The organism is Sphingomonas sp. Sphisp66 (assembly GCF_047324325.1).
GTDB lineage: Bacteria > Pseudomonadota > Alphaproteobacteria > Sphingomonadales > Sphingomonadaceae > Sphingomonas.
On sequence record NZ_CP168508.1, the window covers coordinates 2,624,700 to 2,641,441 of the forward strand.

Sequence of the window (16,742 nt, forward strand, 5' to 3'; positions counted from 1 at the left end):
GCGTGGAAAAACTGTCGACAACCAGCGGCGATGACAGCCCCCCCGCGCCCGGCCGCGGCGCGCGGATCACGCTTGCGATGCTGTGCTTCGTCTATGTGCTCAATTTCCTCGATCGCCAGCTGATCTCGATCCTCGCCAAGCCGATCCAGGACAGCCTGCACATCACCGATGGCCAGCTGGGCCGGCTCACCGGCTTCTATTTCGCGCTCTTCTATTGCTTCATCGCGATCCCGATCGGCTGGCTGGCGGACCACATGAACCGGGTGAAGGTCCTGTCGGTCGCCTGTGCGCTGTGGAGCGCCGCGACCGCGGCCTGCGGCATGGTCGGCAGCTATGGGCAGCTGGTCGTCGCGCGGATGATGGTCGGCGTCGGCGAGGCGGGCGGCGTGCCTCCCTCCTATGCGATCATCTCGGATTCCTTCCCGCGCGAGCGGCGGACCACGGCGATGGCGATCTTCAATCTCGGCCCGCCGATCGGCTCCGCGCTGGGCGTCGCCTTCGGTGCGTCGCTGGCGGCAGCGTTCAGCTGGCGCATTCCCTTCTACGTCATCGGCGCGATCGGCGTGGGGACGGCGCTGGCGGTCTATCTGATCGTGCGCGAGCCGGACCGCGGGCAGACGGACACGCCGGCGACGACGGTGCGCGTCGATGAAAGGACCATCGGGTTCGGCGCCACCATCGCCCAGTTCTTCCGCAATCCGGTGTTGCTGATGGCCTCGCTGGCGAGCGGCGCCGGCAATTTCATCACCTATGGGCTGCTCAACTTCACGACGCTGTTCCTGATGCGCGAAAAGGGCATGACGCTGGACGAGGTCGCGATCTGGTATGCGCTGGTTGTCGGGATCGGGATGAGTGCCGGCATCTATGTCTCGGGGCGCGTGGTCGACCGGTTCAGCCGCCGCGACAAGGCGGCCTATGCGACGATCCCCGCGATTTCCCTGCTGCTCGCCCTGCCCTTCTTCCTGGGCTTCGCCTGGGCGCCGGGCTGGCAGCTGGCGCTCGCCTTCCTCAGCATGCCGATGTTCCTGAACTCGTTCTTCCTCTCGGCCACGGTGACCTTCGTGCAGGGGGAAGTGCCGCCCGAGCGGCGGGTGATCTCGGGCGCGCTGCTGCTGCTGGTGATGAACTTCATCGGGCTCGGCCTCGGGCCGACCTATGTCGGCATGGCGAGCGACTTCTTCCGCCCCACCCACGGCCCGCATGCCCTGCAGGCCGCCTATTACGCGCTGGCGCCGATGTACGTGATCGGAGCCGCGCTGTTCCTGCTCCTCGCGCGGCTGATCCGCCGCAACGAAACCCGCCACGAAGGAAGCCTGTGATGAAGAAACTGTCGCGCTTGCTGGTCGCCATCGCCCTTGCCTGCGGAATGCCGGCCGGGCCGGGTCACGCCTACCAGGCCGCGCCGGACAAGGCACCGGTGGTGAACGCGCCCGCCGGGTCGTTGAAGGGCCTGCGCGAGGGGGATGCCGAGGTCTTCCGGGCGATCCCCTATGCGCTGCCGCCGGTCGGGGAGCGCCGCTGGCGCGCGCCCGCGCCGATGCCGCGCTGGGACGGCGTGCGCGCGGCCCAGACGATGGGGGTCGCCTGCATGCAGCCGCCGATGGCCGCCGGTCCCTATGATCGCGGCAAGGTGGCGATGGCCGAGGATTGCCTGACGCTCGACGTCACGGCGCCCGCCGACGCGCGCAATGCGCCGGTGATGGTCTGGATCCATGGCGGCACGCTGATCTGGGGATCGGGGCATTCGCGGATGTATGACGGCCGGGAGTTCGCCAGGCGCGGCGTCATCCTGGTCTCGATAAACTATCGCCTGGGCGTGCTCGGCTATCTCGCGCATCCGGAGCTGAGCAGGGAGTCCCCCGAGGGGGTCTCCGGCAATTACGGGCTGCTCGACCAGATCCAGGCGCTGCACTGGGTGCGGGACAATATCGCGGCGTTCGGCGGCGATCCGCGCAACGTGACGGTCTTCGGCGAATCCGCCGGCGCGCTGAGCGTCGAATATCTGCTCGCCTCGCCGCGGGCGCGGGGCCTGTTCCACCGGGCGATCGTGGAGAGCGGCTATCTCTTCACCATGCCCGAGCTGCGCAGCAAGCGCGGGGAGGAATTCCCGGCGGAGGATATCGGCGCCTGGCTCGCGGGCAAGCTCGAGGCGCCGAACCTGGCGGCGCTGCGCGCGATGGACGCCGGCAAGCTGGTCGAGGCGTCCGCCAGGACCGGCTACGCCCCCTATGGCACCATCGACGGCAAGATCCTCCCGCGGCAGCTGGTCGACACCTTCGAGCGCGGCGAGCAGGCGAAGGTACCGCTGATCGCCGGATTCAACAGCGGCGAGATCCGCTCGCTCAGCTTCCTCGCGCCGCCGGTTCCGCCGAGCCGCGACGATTATGTGAAGGGCATCCGGGCACAATATGGCGATCTCGCCGATGACTATCTCCGCCTCTATCCGGCAGACCGCGACCTTGCGCGCAACGGGTTCGACAGCACGCGCGACGCGGTCTTCGGCTGGACGTCCGAGCGGCTGGTGCGCAACCAGGCGGCGATCGGCCAGCCTTCGTTCCTCTATTATTTCAGCCACAGCTATCCGAGCGCCGATGCCGCCGGCCTGACCGGCTTCCACGCCAGCGAAGTGCCCTTCGTGTTCGGAACAATCGCCGCGACGCCGCCTTCCTGGCCCGCCATCCCGAACACGCCGGCAGAACACCGCCTCTCAGCGGCAATGCTCGACTATTGGACCAGCTTCGCCCGCGGCGGAAAGCCGTCCTCCGCAAGTGGCCCGGCCTGGCGCAGCTTCGGCACCGACAGCGCCTTCATGGAATTTGGCGAGGCGCCGCGGGCGTCCAGCGGGTTCATGCCCGGCATGTACGCCCTGCACGAACAGGCGGTGTGCAGGCGCCGGGCCGGCGGCACCCAGTCCTGGAACTGGCGTACCGGGAGCACCGCTCCGGTGCTGCCCGCGCCGGCCCCGGGTTGCGCGCCAGCCTCTCCCGCCAAGCGAGGTTCCTGATCATGCCGCATTCGGTCCTATCCCGATGCCTGACAGGTCGCGCAGCGATGATCCTGCGCTCGCGCTGCCATTTAAGACCTTCGCTATTTTTGCGTTCCTCCACTCGCGTGAGACCTAGTCTGTTGGTGATTTTCCCCACGAGGCAAAGGGTGTACGGCACTGAGCCGACAGCCCGTGATCACGAAACGCGTTGATAGCGAAACGCGCAGTTCGAAAGTACCGCTTAAGGCACGCGTTTTTCGCCGCTAGATCGGTCGCCAAGAACCTCTGCTCAGTCGCCACAAGGAATATCGATGACCACGCCAGCGATCGTTTCCGCCGTGATCGCCGCCGTCAATGGCGGAAACCTCCCGGGGTTTCTCGACCTGTTCGATACCATGGGCGTGGTCGATGATTGGGGTTCGGTCTATCGCGGCCATGAAGCGATCCGCGCCTGGTCGGACCGCGAACTGATCGGCGTGGCCGCCAACTTCACCTTGAAAGATGCCCAGCAGCACGGGGACACCGCCTGGATGCGTGTTCAGGTTGGGGGCAATGGCTTTACCGGGCCGAGCCGCTTCGCCTTCGCGATGCATGACGGGCGCATCGTGCGGATGACGATAACGGCCGACTGAGCCACCGACGAATACAGGCCTCGCGCTTGATCTGGCCTCCGGCAGCGCCTGCACGCGCCGCGAAGGGAGCCGGATGACGCCATTCGGGCACAGTGGACAAGGTCGAACGGTCCAACTAGCTCTTGGAACTTCACCTTCGCGCAAGCGGAATCCAAATCGGTCGTGCCACTGCGTATGAACGCGAAGAATGCTGCTCCGGAAACGCTGGAAGCCGTTTTTCTGCGTGACCGCGCGCGCCTGCTCGGCTTCCTGGCGCGGGCCGGGGCCGGCGCCGAGGCGGAGGACCTGATGCAGGAGGCCTGGCTCCGGATCGAAAGCCTGCGCGGACGCGAGGAGCCGGACCAGCCACTCTCCTATCTCTACCGGCTGCTCCACAATCTCATGCTCGATCGACGGCGGCGTGAAACCCGCTCCACGCGGCGCGATACGGAATGGGCGGATATTTCCGGTGGCGCCGTGCCGGGCATTTCCGAGGAGCCGGACAATGACCGGCGGATGATCGCCGAGGAAGAGATCCGCGCGGTCCACGCCGCGGTCGCGGCGCTGGGGGAGCCCACCGCCACCATCTTTCGCCGCCACCGGATCGACGGGATCGTCCAGCGGCGGATCGCCGAGGAGCTCGGATTGGGCGTCAGCACCGTCGAGAAGCATCTGCGGCGCGCCTATGCCGCGCTCATCGATTGGCGGAGCATGCGCGATGAGGCGTAGCGGCTTCGGTGACGTCTTGAGGACATGGCCATGACGGACGCCAATAACCGGATCCAGCAGGAGGCGCTCGACTGGGTGATCCGCCTGCGACATGCCGATGCGGCGGACTGGGCGGCGTTCGACGCCTGGCTGGGCGCGGACAGCGCCCATGCCGATGCCTATTGGCCGCTCGCCGCGGCGGATGCGGACGTGGCCGCCGCCCTCGCCCAGCCCCTGCCCTCTGCCGAGGTGATCGCGCTCGAGCCGGGCCGGAAGCGGCCGGGACTTTCGACGGCGCTGCTGCCGATCGCGGCATCGGTCGCGCTTGCCGTCGGGCTGTGGTGGACATTGGCGCCGGGCGCGCCACCGCGCGCGGACATGGTGTTCGAAACGCGCGCCGGGGAGACGCGCGAGGCAAGCCTGCCGGACGGCACCCGCGTCGCGCTCAACGGCGACACCCGGCTCGTCCTCGAGAGCGCCGATCCGCGCAAGGTTCGACTGGAGCGCGGAGAGGCCCGCTTTGCCGTCGTCCACCGCGCCGATATGCCCTTCGTCGTCAACGTCGGCACCGCGCAGCTGCACGATATCGGCACGGTGTTCAACGTGGTTCGCGATGGGGAAGCCGTGCGCGTCGCCGTGGCCGAAGGCGCCGTGCAGTACCGGGAAGACGCGACCTCGGTTCGGCTCAACCCGGGCGACAGCCTGACGCGCGCGGCGAACGGCACCATCCGCACCGCCCGGATCGCGCCGGCGGACGTGGCAGCCTGGCGCGCCCGGCGGCTGACCTACGACCAGGCGCCCCTGGAGCTGGTCGCCGCCGATCTCTCGCGCGCGACCGGCGTGCCGGTAACGGTCGATCCGGGGTTGGCCGGACGGCGTTTCAGCGGCGGTTTCCACCTCGGCACGCCGCCGGAGGCGGTGATCGCGCGCGCCGCCGTCCTGATGGACGTGCGGGCACGACGTGACGGCGCTGGCTGGAGACTCTCCGAACGGTGAAGCTCGGCGCGCCGCTGGTCCCGATCCTCTGCATCTCCGGCATCGCCCATGCCGGCGACCGCCAGGTAGTGATCGACCTGCCGGCAGGGACGCTGGGCCAGTCGCTGGTGCTGCTGTCCCGACAAGCGAGCATCGACATAGGCACCGCCGATCCGGCGCTGCAGGCGCTACACGTGCCGGGCGTGCACGGGCGCATGACGGCCGCCGAGGCCCTCGACCGGCTGCTGCGGGACAGCATTGCGGTAGCGCACCGGCGCGGCGGGCTGTGGCGTATCGAGCGGCGCCCTGCGCCGCGGCGATCACCTGCCCCGGCACGTGCCCCCTCGCCGGTACCGGAAGCGGCGCCGCCCGCCGAGATCCTGGTGCTTGGATCGAAGCGCGCCACGCGTCTCGACGCCTATCCGGGCACGGTAGCGATGCTGTCCCCCGAAAGGATCGGGCTCGACATCACGGCACAGGGGAGCGAGGCGCTGGTCCACCGGCTGGCCAGCGTCGGGACGACGCATTTCGGCCCCGGCCGCAACAAGCTGTTCGTGCGCGGCGTGATCGATTCCGGCTTCACCGGCCCCAGCCAGGCGACCACTGGCCAGTATCTCAACGAAACCCGCCTTACCTACAACGCCCCTGATCCGGATCTTCGGCTCTACGACATCGCATCGATCGAAGTGCTGGAGGGACCGCAGGGCACGCTCTACGGCGCGGGATCGCTCGGCGGCGTGATCCACATCGTCACCGCCCGCCCGGACCTCGACCGGATCGAGGGGAGCGCGGCGGCCGGCCTGAGCAGCACTCGGCACGGCGACCCCGGGGGCGACGCTGCGGCGATGCTGAACCTGCCACTGGTCCCCGGTCGCATCGGCCTGCGCCTGGTCGGCTATGCCGAACTCGCGGGCGGCTATGTCGACAATGTGCTGCTGCACAAGGACGACATCAACGGGATCACCACGCTGGGCGGCCGCGCGACGCTGCGTGCCGCGCTGGGCGACTGGACAGTGGATATCGGCGGCGTCGCGCAGACGATCCGTGGCGACGACAGCCCCTGGATCGATGCCGCCGACGGCCCCTCCGTCCTCAGCAGGGCGACACCCGATCGGCTGGGCTATGTCGACGATTACCGGCTCGCCGACCTGACGCTCTTCCGGCGCTGGGGCGATCTGTCGCTGATATCCTCGACCGCAAGCGTGCTCCAGCACGTCACCGAGCATTATGACGCCGGCAATGGCGGTATGGGCTTCCTGGTGGCGCAGCGCGGACGCACGACCATGCTCGTCAACGAGACAAGGCTCTCCGCCCGCCACGCCGACGGCTCGGGCTGGCTGCTCGGCATCAGCCTGCTCGACAACCGCAGCCGCCTCGGACGCATCGGTGCGGCCCCCGATGGCGGAACCTCGCCGCGCGAACAGGCAGACAATCGCGTGCGCGAAGCCACGCTGTTCGGCGAAGCGGACCTGCCGCTCGCACCGGGCCTTGTCGCCACCGTCGGCGCGCGCCTGACTATCGCCGAGGTGAAGGGCGCCGCGCGGGCCTATACCGGGCCGAGCACGATCCCGATCTTCGGCGATCCGGTTTCGGTCGCCGGCCGGCATGTCGAGAAGCGGGCGCTTCCCAGCCTCGCCCTCGCCTGGAAACCCGCCCGCGGCCTCCTGCTGTTCGCGCGCTACCAGCATGGCTTTCGCCCCGGCGGTTTCGGGATCAGCGGAGTCCGTGGCCGGTCCTATGATGGCGACCGGATCGGCGCGATCGAAGGGGGACTGCGCTACCACACGCCCGGCGGCGCATTCGATATGGCCTTGAGCGGCGCCTGGACCCGCTGGAACGATATCCTGGCCGAAGTGGTGTCGCTCGGCGGCGATCCGGTCACCCAGAATATCGGCGACGGCGAGATTCTTTCGGCCGAGGGGCAACTAGGCTGGCGCCCGCATGCCGGGCTGCGGCTGGGGGCCGGCATCTTCCTCAACCGCAGCCGGCTCACCGACACCCGCGTCACCTCGGTGGTGGTTCGCGGCCAGGCGCTGCCCAATGTCGCGCGGCTCGGCGCCCAGGCGAATCTCGACTATTCCACCCCGGTCACGGCCAGCATTGCGCTGACCTTCTCGGCGAACCTGCGCTATTTCGGCGGCTCGCACATCGGCGCCGGACCGCTGCTCGACGCTGCACAGGGCAATTATCTCGATGACCGGGTGCTGCTGCGACTGGGCAATGTCCGGCACGGAATCAGCCTGCAGGTGACCAATCTCCAGGACGGCCGTGCCAACCGGTTCGCGCTCGGCACGCCCTATCGGATCTACGATCCGCAAGCGACGCCGCAACAGCCGCGCACCGTCCGCCTGGGCTTCGACGCGAAATTTTGATGCGCCGCACAACGACACGACGAAAAAAACGAACCGCCCATAAGGTGTCCGCTTTCCGGTGACGTCCTCCAGTCAATGGGGGCGCGCCGAAACCGTGCCGGCGGGACGCGACGAGAACGAGTTCCGACGGATCGGCCGGTAGCAGCAGCGCCCTTCAAATATATGACAGGGAGCCAGATTTTGCAGCAGAATCGCCCAACCCGGAGCGGGTCCTCCATCTTGTCGCGCCGAGGCGCCATGCGCCGGGCACTTGCGCTCGGCACCGCCCTTTCGAGTGCAGGCGCAGCCCTGCTGGCCGCCGCCCCTGCCCAAGCCCAGCAGCTTCCGGCCCGCTCGCCGCTCACGCTCATCGCGCCGCAGCTTCTGCCGCCGTCGACCCGCTTCCACGCCCGTCAGAACGAGCCACTTCCCCAGGATCTCACCCGCCTTCCGGCCGATCGCTTCTCGGCACCTCCCATCGTCGCGCCGACCGGCGGCATCCAGATCCAGCGCACGCCGAGCTGGGTGCAGCCGGTAGCAAGCGCGCCGGCGCCGGTCGCGGATCTGACCATCGCGGCGCCGCGCGCAGCCGCATTTGCCGGCGGCGACGTCCTGGTCGAGAAAGGCGACATCGCCACGACCGGCGACGACATGCCCGGTGTCGATACCGTCGCTACCGGCACCACCACGATCACGACCGGCAACATCGCCACCCAGGGCAGCAACTCGGGCGGGGTCCGGGCATATGGCTATGGCGACATGACCATCCATGCCGGCGACATCCATACCGAGGGCTATCGCGCGGACGGCATCAACGCGAATACCAATGTCGGCGGCAATTCCGGCGGCATCGAGATCACTGCAGGCAATATCGAAACCGGCGGTTTCGCCGCATCGGGCGTTCGCGCCACGGCCTATAACGGCAGCACGGCCATCACCGTCGGCTCGGTGAAGACCAGCGGCTATGGCGCCGACGGCATCTATGGCTGGAGCTATCAGCAGGACACGACGATCAACGCCGGCACCGTCGAGACCAGCGGCATCGGCGGACGCGGCATCACCGCCTATTCGGGCGGTACCACCACGGTGAATGTCGATACCGTCGGCACCACCGGCCAGGGCTACGGCACCTTCCTGGACTCCGGTGCGATCAAGGCCGTCGGCGCGGCGGTGGAGGTGCATGCCGGCTCCGTCAGCACCACCGGCGACTATTCGGTCGGCATCTATGCCAACAGCAACTTCGTCCATGACAATGGCCAGGACGACCATCACATCACCGTCGAGGCCGGCACGGTCACCACGTCCGGCCTGGGCTCGGACGGCGTCACGGTGGTCAACACCGCGCAGAACAGCCAGAGCAGCATCAAGGTCGACAAGGTCGAGACGCATGGCGACTATGCCAACGGCGTGTTCGGTTTCGCACCGCTCGGCTCGATCAGCATCGACGCGGGTGAAGTCACCACGCACGGCACCGCGTCGAACGGCATCATCGCGGCCAGCTATTATGGCACCGTCTCGGTCCATGCCGGCACGGTGACGACCAGTGGCCAGAACGCAGTGGGCGTCTATTCCTATGCCGGCGGCAAGCAGAACTCGGCGGGCACGACCAATACGGTAGAGGTCGGCACGGTCGCCACCAGCGGCGACGGCGCGGTCGGCATCGAGACGATCAGCCTCGGCACGCAGGCAGATACCAAGATCACCGCGGGCTCCGTCACCACCCAGGGCTATGCCGCCACCGGCATCCGCGCGATCGCCGATGGACCGGGCAGCGACATCACGATCAACGCCGGCACCGTCGAGACCCACGGCAAATACGCCGACGGCATCGATGCGATAAACTATGCGCTGGGCGGCAAGGTCACGATCACCGCCGACCAGGTGAGCACGAGCGGCGATTACACCGCCGGCATCTTCACCTACGCGTCCAGTGGCGACACCAACATCACGGTCGGATCGATTGCCACCAGCGGCAATCTCAGCTTCGGAATTTCGGCTGGGGATCGCTATGGCGACGTCCATATCGACGCAGGCAGCGTAAGCACCACGGGAGACAGCTCGTTCGGCATCAGTGCCTCGGGCATCAACGTCTCGGTCGATGCCGATACGGTCGAGACCAAGGGCTATCTCGGCGTCGGCATCCAGGCGGGCGCCATGGACGATGTGACGGTGAAGGCCGGCTCCATCACCACCGAAGGCGATCTTGCGCGCGGCATCGATGCTTCGGGCACCAGTGTCACCATCACCGCCGGCAACGTCACCACCGACGGCTTCGGCTCGAACGCGATCAACGCGGTCGCCTATGGCACTGGCTCGGTCGATGTGACCACCACCGGCCATATCGCCACAAAGGACGTCTATTCGGATGCCGTGGCGGCCTTTGCCGGCGGCAATGTCGCGGTCCATAATCAGGGCCAGATCACCACCGAGGCAACCGGTGGGCGCGGCGTCTACGCGGTCTCATTCGGCGGAGGCGACATCTCCGTCACCGGCGCCGGTACCATCGACACCAAGGGCCTGGGCGCCAAGGGCGTCTACGCGATCACCTATGGCGGCTCGATCTCGGTAGACCAGAGCCATATCGGCACCGCGGGCGACAATGCAGCAGGCATCTATGCCCTGTCTCTGGAAACGGGGATTGCGCATGACAGCCCCAGCACGATCACCATCCATGCCGGCGACGTCGCCACCCAGGGCTATCAGTCGCACGGCATCCGCACCTTCGCCAATGCCGAGGGCGTCGACGTATCGGTGAGCGCCGGATCGGTGGAAACCCACGGTGATCGCGCCTGGGGCATCTATGCCTCGACGCTGTCCGGCAACGTCTCGGTCGATGTCGGCAGTGTCACGACCAGCGGCGAAGGCGCCGTCGGCGTCAGCGCCCGTTCGGTCTATGGCGATGTCGAGCTGACCGCCGGCAGCGTCCATGTCGGTGCCGACTATACCAACGCGATCGAGGCGGTCAGCACGTCCGGCCAGGGCGATGTCCACGTCAAGGTGAAGGACGCCAGCTCCGGCGCCTATGCCAACACGATCCTTGCATCGGGCCATTCGGTGACGCTCGAGATCGACGGCAAGATCGACAAGTCGGGCAGCTACAGCGCCATCGCGGCGGTCGCCAACGGCGGCGATGCGACGATCACCAACAATGGCACGATCGCCACCACCAATGGAGGCGCCAATGACGCCTATCTCGCCAACGGCATCTATGTCCGCGCCGATGGCGATGTGGCCGTCAACGGCCATGGCACGATCTCGACCCAGGGCCAGTTCGGCGATGGCGTGAATGCCTATAGCAACCGGGGCGGCGCCATCACGGTGTCGCAGGACGCGATCAGCACCGCTGGCGGCCAGAGCAACGGCGTGGTGGCGGTGACCAGCAACCGCATCGGTGCCGAGCCGTCCAATGGCGCGGGCGGCATCACCGTCACGCTCGGCTCGCTCTCGACCAAGGGCTGGGGCGCATCGGGCATGCTGCTCTCCGACAACACCAAGCTCGGCAGCGCAATGGCGATCGTCACCGGCGACCTGACCACCGAGGGCGATCAGGCGCGCGGCGTGAGCATCTATTCGGCCAACCAGACCGCCGGCGCGAAGCTCAACAACGTCTCGACCAAGGGCTATTACGCCCAGGCCGTCCATCTCGACGGCCACCGCGCCGAGTTGGACGTCAGCGGCAACGTCTCGACCGGGGGCGTGCTTTCCACCGCCATCGTCGCCTATGCCGGCAATGGCGGGATCAAGATCAGCGGCGGCGGCGCGATCAGCACCAAGGGTGAGTATTTCAGCGCGGGCGTCCGCGCCTCGTCCCCCGGCGACATCGCCATCGACGTCGGCACCGTCTCGACCGTCGGCCGCGGCTCGAACGGCATCGAAGTGACCGAGGCCAAACGCCACTCGGAAGTCTATCCCTACGAGCCGCCTGCCGACGACAAGACGGGCGCGAAGGGCGCAAGCGACCTCGCCAATGGCTTCCCCTTCCCTGATCCGCGTGATCCGGAGACGGCGGCGACCGGCAGCACCATCTCGGTCACGGTCAAGGGCGTCACCACCGCCGGGGCGAACTCGGACGGCATCATGGTGAGCACCACCACCGGCAATGCCGACATCCACAGCGGCACGGTTGCGGTGACCGGCAAGAACTCGATCGGCATCTTCGCCGAAGGGCGCAACGTGCGGGCGGACACGGGCAATACCAGCTCGGCCCAGGCCACTGCGATCGCGCTGCAGGGCTTCGACAGCGCGCAACTCGCCGTCCATGGCAAGGTGACCGGCGGCGTCGATGGCGTGCTGCTCCAGAGCTATCACAACAGCCTCACCGTCACGTCCGGTGCGACGATCAGCGGCGCGGTGAACGGCATCACGATCGACGCCACCCCGCACGTCACGCCCCGCGTCCAATATTGGGGCTATGCGCCCGAGAGCTATATCGGCCAGGACATCCCGCAGCCGCTGCCGCCGGCCAATCCGGCGGCGGGCACCGCGCGGATCGACAATGCCGGCACGATCACCGGCGGCACCGGCTATGCCATCGCCGTCAGCGGCGGCGGCGTCGATGTGGCCAATAGCGGCGTCGTGGTCGGCGCGGTGAAGTTCTCGACCTTCGCCGACACCTTCACCAACAGTGGCACCTTCATCGCGACCAAGAACAGCGATTTCGGCGGCGGTGGCGACGTGTTCGTCAATTCGGGCACGTTCAAGCTGGGCCTCACGCCGACCACGACACAGGCACGCCTCGCCGCGGCGGCAGCGGGCGGCACCTCGGTCTCGCTGCTCAACCTCGCTACCTTCAAGAACAGCGGCATCATTGACCTGCGCAATGGTACCGGCGGCGATGTGCTGACTCTTTCGGGCGCCTATGTCGGCTCGGGCAATGCCCTGCTCGGCCTCGACGTGACCGCGGGCGGGACGGACAAGCTGGTGATCGGCGGCGCCGCGACCGGATCGACCGCGATCCTGCTCGACGTGACGCCCGAAGGCGCCAGGCTGCTGGGCAGCCCGGTGCAGCTGGTCAAGGTCGGCACGGGCAGCGCTGCCAGTGCCTTCACCCTCGCCAATGCCAATGTCGGCCTGGTGCAGTACAGCCTGGCGTTCGACGCAGCCTCGGGCAGCTTCGGCCTCAGCGCCCAGGCCGGTGCGCCGGTCTATCGCCTGCTCAAGCTCGACGAGGGCGGACAGGCGATCTGGAACCAGTCGGCAGATGCCTGGTCGAGCCACATGGCCGATCTGCGCGACCTGCCGGGCCAGGGCGGGCTGTGGGGCCAGGCCTATGGCAGCGTCGCCAACCGCAACGAGACGCGCAGCATTGGCGGCACCGCCTACAGCTTCGACTATCGCCAGGACTATTTCGGCGGCCAGGCCGGCTATGACTTCGGCGGGGACAAGCTCGTGTTCGGCGTGACCGCCGGCTATCTCAACTCCAACCTGAACATGCAGGGCTCGGGCGAGCGGATTCGCTACGACAGCCTCAACGCGGGCGGCTATGTCGGCTACAATGCGGGTGCCTTTTTCGTGAACGGCCTCGTCCAATATGCCCATTACTGGGCCAATGCGCGCGACCGTGTCGCTAACTGGTCCGACGATACCAATGGCGATGACATCGGCGGCAAGGTCGAGGTCGGTGCCCGCCTCGGCAACGGCAAGTTCTTCGCCGAGCCGATCGCCGCCCTCGCCTATCAGCGCTCCAGCTTCGGCGCGCTGCAGGCGCTGGGGCAGACGATCGATCCGGAGAGCAATTCCGGCTTCACCGGCTCGCTCGGCGCGCGCCTCGGCACCAGCTTCGGCCTGAAGGGCGGTGCCAAGGCCACGCTCTATGCCCGGGGCCTGTTCGTCCACCAGTTCGACGGCGAAGGCGCGCTGACCTTCGACAGCGGCGGCGCGAGCGAGCGCCTCGTCAACCGCCGGCTCGGCGATCAGGGCCAGTTCGCGCTGGGCCTCAACATCGGTGGCGCCGGCAAGGTCAGCGGCTTCCTCGAAGGCAATGCCACTGCCGGCAAGAACGGCAGCGGCGGCGGCGGCCGCGTGGGTCTCCGCTTCAAGTTCTGACCCGACTTGCGAGGGTCCGTCGTGCGCCGGACCCTCGCCTCTTTCTCCCGAAGGCCATGATGACCGACACTCCCAATCCGCAAACCGAAACCCGAAACACCGGCCAGGCCGCCGCACCCGGCGCGGAACAGGTCGGCCCGGCACCGGGCTCGACCAGCATCCAGGTATCGCGCGGGTTCGCGGCCTGGCTGCGCAGCCACCAGACCAGCCTTGCCTTCACCAGCTACCAGACAGGCCAGCTGTTCCTGGTCGGAGTGCTGCCCAACGGCACCGTCTCGTTCAACCAGCAGAATTTCAGCCGAGCGATGGGCGTATGCTGGAAGCCCGGCCGCCTCTATCTCGGCTCGCTGTTCCAGCTCTGGCGGCTCGAGAACATGCTGCGCCCCGGCGAGATCGGCAATCAGAGCTTCGACCAGGTGCTGATCCCGCGCAACGCGCAGACCACCGGCGACATCGACATCCACGAAGTCGGCGTCGACAAGGACGGGCGCGTGATCTTCGTCAACACCAAGTATAGCTGCCTGTGCACGCTCGATCTCACGCACAGCTTCAAGCCGATCTGGAAGCCGCCGTTCATCTCCAAGCTGGCGCCCGAGGATCGCTGCCACCTGAACGGCATGGCGGTCCATGACGGCGAGGTACGCTATGTCACGGCGGTCAGCCGGACGGACGTGATCTCCGGCTGGCGCGAGCGGCGCCACGAAGGCGGCGTGCTGATCGACGTGCAGACCAACCGTATCGTCACCGATCAACTCTCGATGCCGCACAGCCCGAGGGTGGTCGGCGATCAGGTCTATGCGCTCGATAGCGGCCGCGGCCAGATCATCCGCGTCGATCCGGCGACCGGGCACAAGGAAGACATCGCCTTCTGCCCCGGCTTCCTGCGCGGCATGGCGATCCATGACGGCCATGCGATCGTCACCGTCTCCAAGCCGCGCGACGGCACCTTCAAGGGGCTGCTGCTCGACGGGGAGATCAAGGCGCGCGATGCCGAGGCGTGGTGCGGCGTGCTGATCGTCAGCCTGGCCACCGGCGACATCGTCGAATGGGTGCGGCTGGAGGGCCACATCACCGAGATGTTCGACGTAGCCGCCATGCCCGGGGTGATCTGCCCGATGTCCGTGGGGCCTGCGACCCAGGAGATTCAGAACACCATTACCTTCGATCCATTGGCGTAGACGGGCTTTAGCCAGTGAAGCGCGAGACATGCGCTTCACTGGCCCACGGCGCTGGGTAGACAGGCGTCAGCCCGCGACGCCCCGCTGGCGCGCGCGGTGCGCGGTTACCTTGGCGCGATTGCCGCATACCGCCATGCTGCACCAGCGCCGCGCGCGGCTGCGCGTATGGTCGGCGAAGATCAGGGTGCAGTCATGCCCCTGGCACGCTTTCACCTGTGCGAAATCCTCCGACACGACCGTCTCCGCGATCGCCTCGCCGATTGGCAGAAGCAACGATTCGGGCGAGCGCCAGCGCCGCGCCGCCTCCAGTGCCACATGGCCGTCCCGCATCACGATGCGGCGATAGGTCTCGTCGCGTTCCAGCAGGCGATTGACCGGCGCCAGCGCGTCCAGGGCGTCTCCGCCCAGCGGACGGCCCATATGGCGCTTCACGAAGCCCCGAAACCATTCGCGGAGATCGCGTGCCTGATCGGCCACCCGGTCCAGCTCGCCCGGCATCGCCCGCGCGACAATCTCCTCCAGCTGCGCCTCGGGCACCAGGCCCAACTGCTTCAGCCAGTCGACCAGGCCCCGACCGTCGCCGATCCAGTCGACCGGGACATCGACCGGCGTGGCCACCGAATTGAGGAAATCGAGTCCCCTCGCGTCGGCGAGGAACATGGCGGGCGTACCGAGCGGCATTGCGGTTGTGATCCGTCGTTGATCTGGGACTGGGTACGTAACCTCTTAAATCACCCTTGACAAGTTACCAATGCCAGTTGTAACCATCATACCACCTTCTGAGGGGTTTCAAGACAGCGGCTATTATGACTAGTCATGACAGCCGACACCTGAGACCGGCACCGCCCGAGTAACATATCAAGGAAACGCCGCACGCTGAGGCAGCCAGGGAATCTTCCCCAAAGTCTGTAACCTTATAAATTAATTTTAGAAGGTTACATCAAGTTTAGACAGGAGCGATCATCATGACCAGGATTTCGAACCGCACCGTCGATGTGGACGGGCTCAACATCTTCTACCGCGAGGCCGGCACTGCGGGGCAGCCCAAGCTGTTGCTGCTGCACGGCTTCCCGTCGTCGAGCCACATGTTCCGCGACCTCGTCCCGCTGCTGGCGGACCGCTTCCACATCGTGGCGCCCGACCTGCCGGGCTTCGGCCAGTCCGACGATCCTCGGACCAACAGCTTCGATTCCATTGCGGACACGATCGAGCGCTTCACCGAGATCGTCGGCTTCGACCGCTTCATCGTCTATGTCTTCGACTATGGCGCGCCGACGGGCTTCCGCCTCGCGATCCGCCATCCGGAGCGCATCGCCGGCATCATCTCGCAGAACGGCAACGCGTATCTCGAGGGGCTGAGCGAAGGGTGGAATCCGATCCGGGCCTATTGGGAAGACGCATCGGACGCCAATCGGGACGCGCTGCGCAACATGTTGCAGCCCGAGGCCACCTATTGGCAGTACAGCCATGGGGTCGCCGATCCCACTGCCCTCTCGCCCGACGGCTATACGCTCGACAATCACTATCTCGGCCGCCCGGATGCGGACCGGGTCCAACTCGACCTGTTCGGCGACTATAAGAGCAATGTCGCGCTCTACCCTGCCTTCCAGGACTTTTTCCGCACGCACCAGCCGCGCTTCCTCGCCGTGTGGGGACAGAATGATCCGTTCTTCCTGCCCCCTGGCGCCGAGGCGTTCCGGCGCGACATCCCGGAAGCGCGCGTGACCTTCTTCGATACCGGACATTTCGCGCTCGAGACGCATGCCAAGGAGATCGCCGCGGAGATCCGCGACTTCTTCGCCTGAACGGCCATTGAGCGGACGGGCCTGCCCCGTCCGCTCTTTCGCGAAGGAAATTTCTACGCAGCCCTTGAAAGCGCAAGCCGCCA

General features: G+C 67.2%; 10 protein-coding genes. 9 read left to right on the forward strand and 1 reads right to left on the reverse strand.

The window, feature by feature from the left end; translation table 11 throughout:
* Positions 1-2 precede the first annotated feature (2 nt).
* The 8 genes from ACEN8G_RS12405 to ACEN8G_RS12440 all read left to right on the forward strand — a co-directional run bounded on the left by ACEN8G_RS12405 (position 3) and on the right by ACEN8G_RS12440 (position 14,854).
* Positions 3-1,319, forward strand: coding sequence for a spinster family MFS transporter (locus tag ACEN8G_RS12405; protein WP_413740575.1), 1,317 nt, complete (start codon positions 3-5; stop codon positions 1,317-1,319).
* Entirely contained in the window at positions 1,319-3,004 is a 1,686-nt protein-coding gene (locus ACEN8G_RS12410; RefSeq protein ID WP_413416293.1) for a carboxylesterase/lipase family protein, read from the forward strand. The genes ACEN8G_RS12405 and ACEN8G_RS12410 overlap by 1 nt, the downstream gene beginning before the upstream one ends.
* A 293-nt stretch (positions 3,005-3,297) precedes the next feature.
* Positions 3,298-3,618 (forward strand): nuclear transport factor 2 family protein, encoded by a 321-nt coding sequence (locus ACEN8G_RS12415; RefSeq protein ID WP_413416292.1) that lies wholly within the window; start codon positions 3,298-3,300, stop codon positions 3,616-3,618.
* A gap of 162 nt (positions 3,619-3,780) precedes the next feature.
* Positions 3,781-4,326, forward strand: a complete 546-nt coding sequence (locus ACEN8G_RS12420) for an RNA polymerase sigma factor (RefSeq protein ID WP_413740576.1) — start codon at positions 3,781-3,783, stop codon at positions 4,324-4,326.
* A gap of 30 nt (positions 4,327-4,356) precedes the next feature.
* On the forward strand, positions 4,357-5,301 hold the full coding sequence (locus ACEN8G_RS12425) for a FecR family protein (RefSeq protein WP_413416290.1): 945 nt from the start codon (positions 4,357-4,359) through the stop codon (positions 5,299-5,301).
* On the forward strand, positions 5,298-7,652 hold the full coding sequence (locus ACEN8G_RS12430; protein WP_413416289.1) for a TonB-dependent receptor: 2,355 nt from the start codon (positions 5,298-5,300) through the stop codon (positions 7,650-7,652). The genes ACEN8G_RS12425 and ACEN8G_RS12430 overlap by 4 nt, the downstream gene beginning before the upstream one ends.
* A gap of 237 nt (positions 7,653-7,889) precedes the next feature.
* The gene (locus ACEN8G_RS12435) at positions 7,890-13,676 is read left to right on the forward strand and encodes a pertactin-like passenger domain-containing protein (RefSeq protein WP_413416288.1); all 5,787 of its coding nucleotides are present in this window, start codon (positions 7,890-7,892) and stop codon (positions 13,674-13,676) included.
* Positions 13,677-13,732: 56 nt separating this feature from the next.
* The gene (locus ACEN8G_RS12440) at positions 13,733-14,854 is read left to right on the forward strand and encodes a TIGR03032 family protein (RefSeq protein ID WP_413416287.1); all 1,122 of its coding nucleotides are present in this window, start codon (positions 13,733-13,735) and stop codon (positions 14,852-14,854) included.
* A 66-nt stretch (positions 14,855-14,920) separates the two neighbouring features.
* Here ACEN8G_RS12440 and ACEN8G_RS12445 read toward each other — a convergent pair whose 3' ends face one another.
* Positions 14,921-15,535 carry a CGNR zinc finger domain-containing protein gene (locus ACEN8G_RS12445; RefSeq protein WP_413416286.1) on the reverse strand — a complete coding sequence of 205 codons (615 nt, stop codon included), beginning with the start codon at positions 15,533-15,535 and terminating at the stop codon, positions 14,921-14,923.
* A 284-nt stretch (positions 15,536-15,819) separates the two neighbouring features.
* Between ACEN8G_RS12445 and ACEN8G_RS12450 the strand changes: the two genes are divergently transcribed.
* Positions 15,820-16,659, forward strand: coding sequence for an alpha/beta fold hydrolase (locus tag ACEN8G_RS12450; RefSeq protein WP_413416285.1), 840 nt, complete (start codon positions 15,820-15,822; stop codon positions 16,657-16,659).
* Positions 16,660-16,742: the final 83 nt, after the last annotated feature.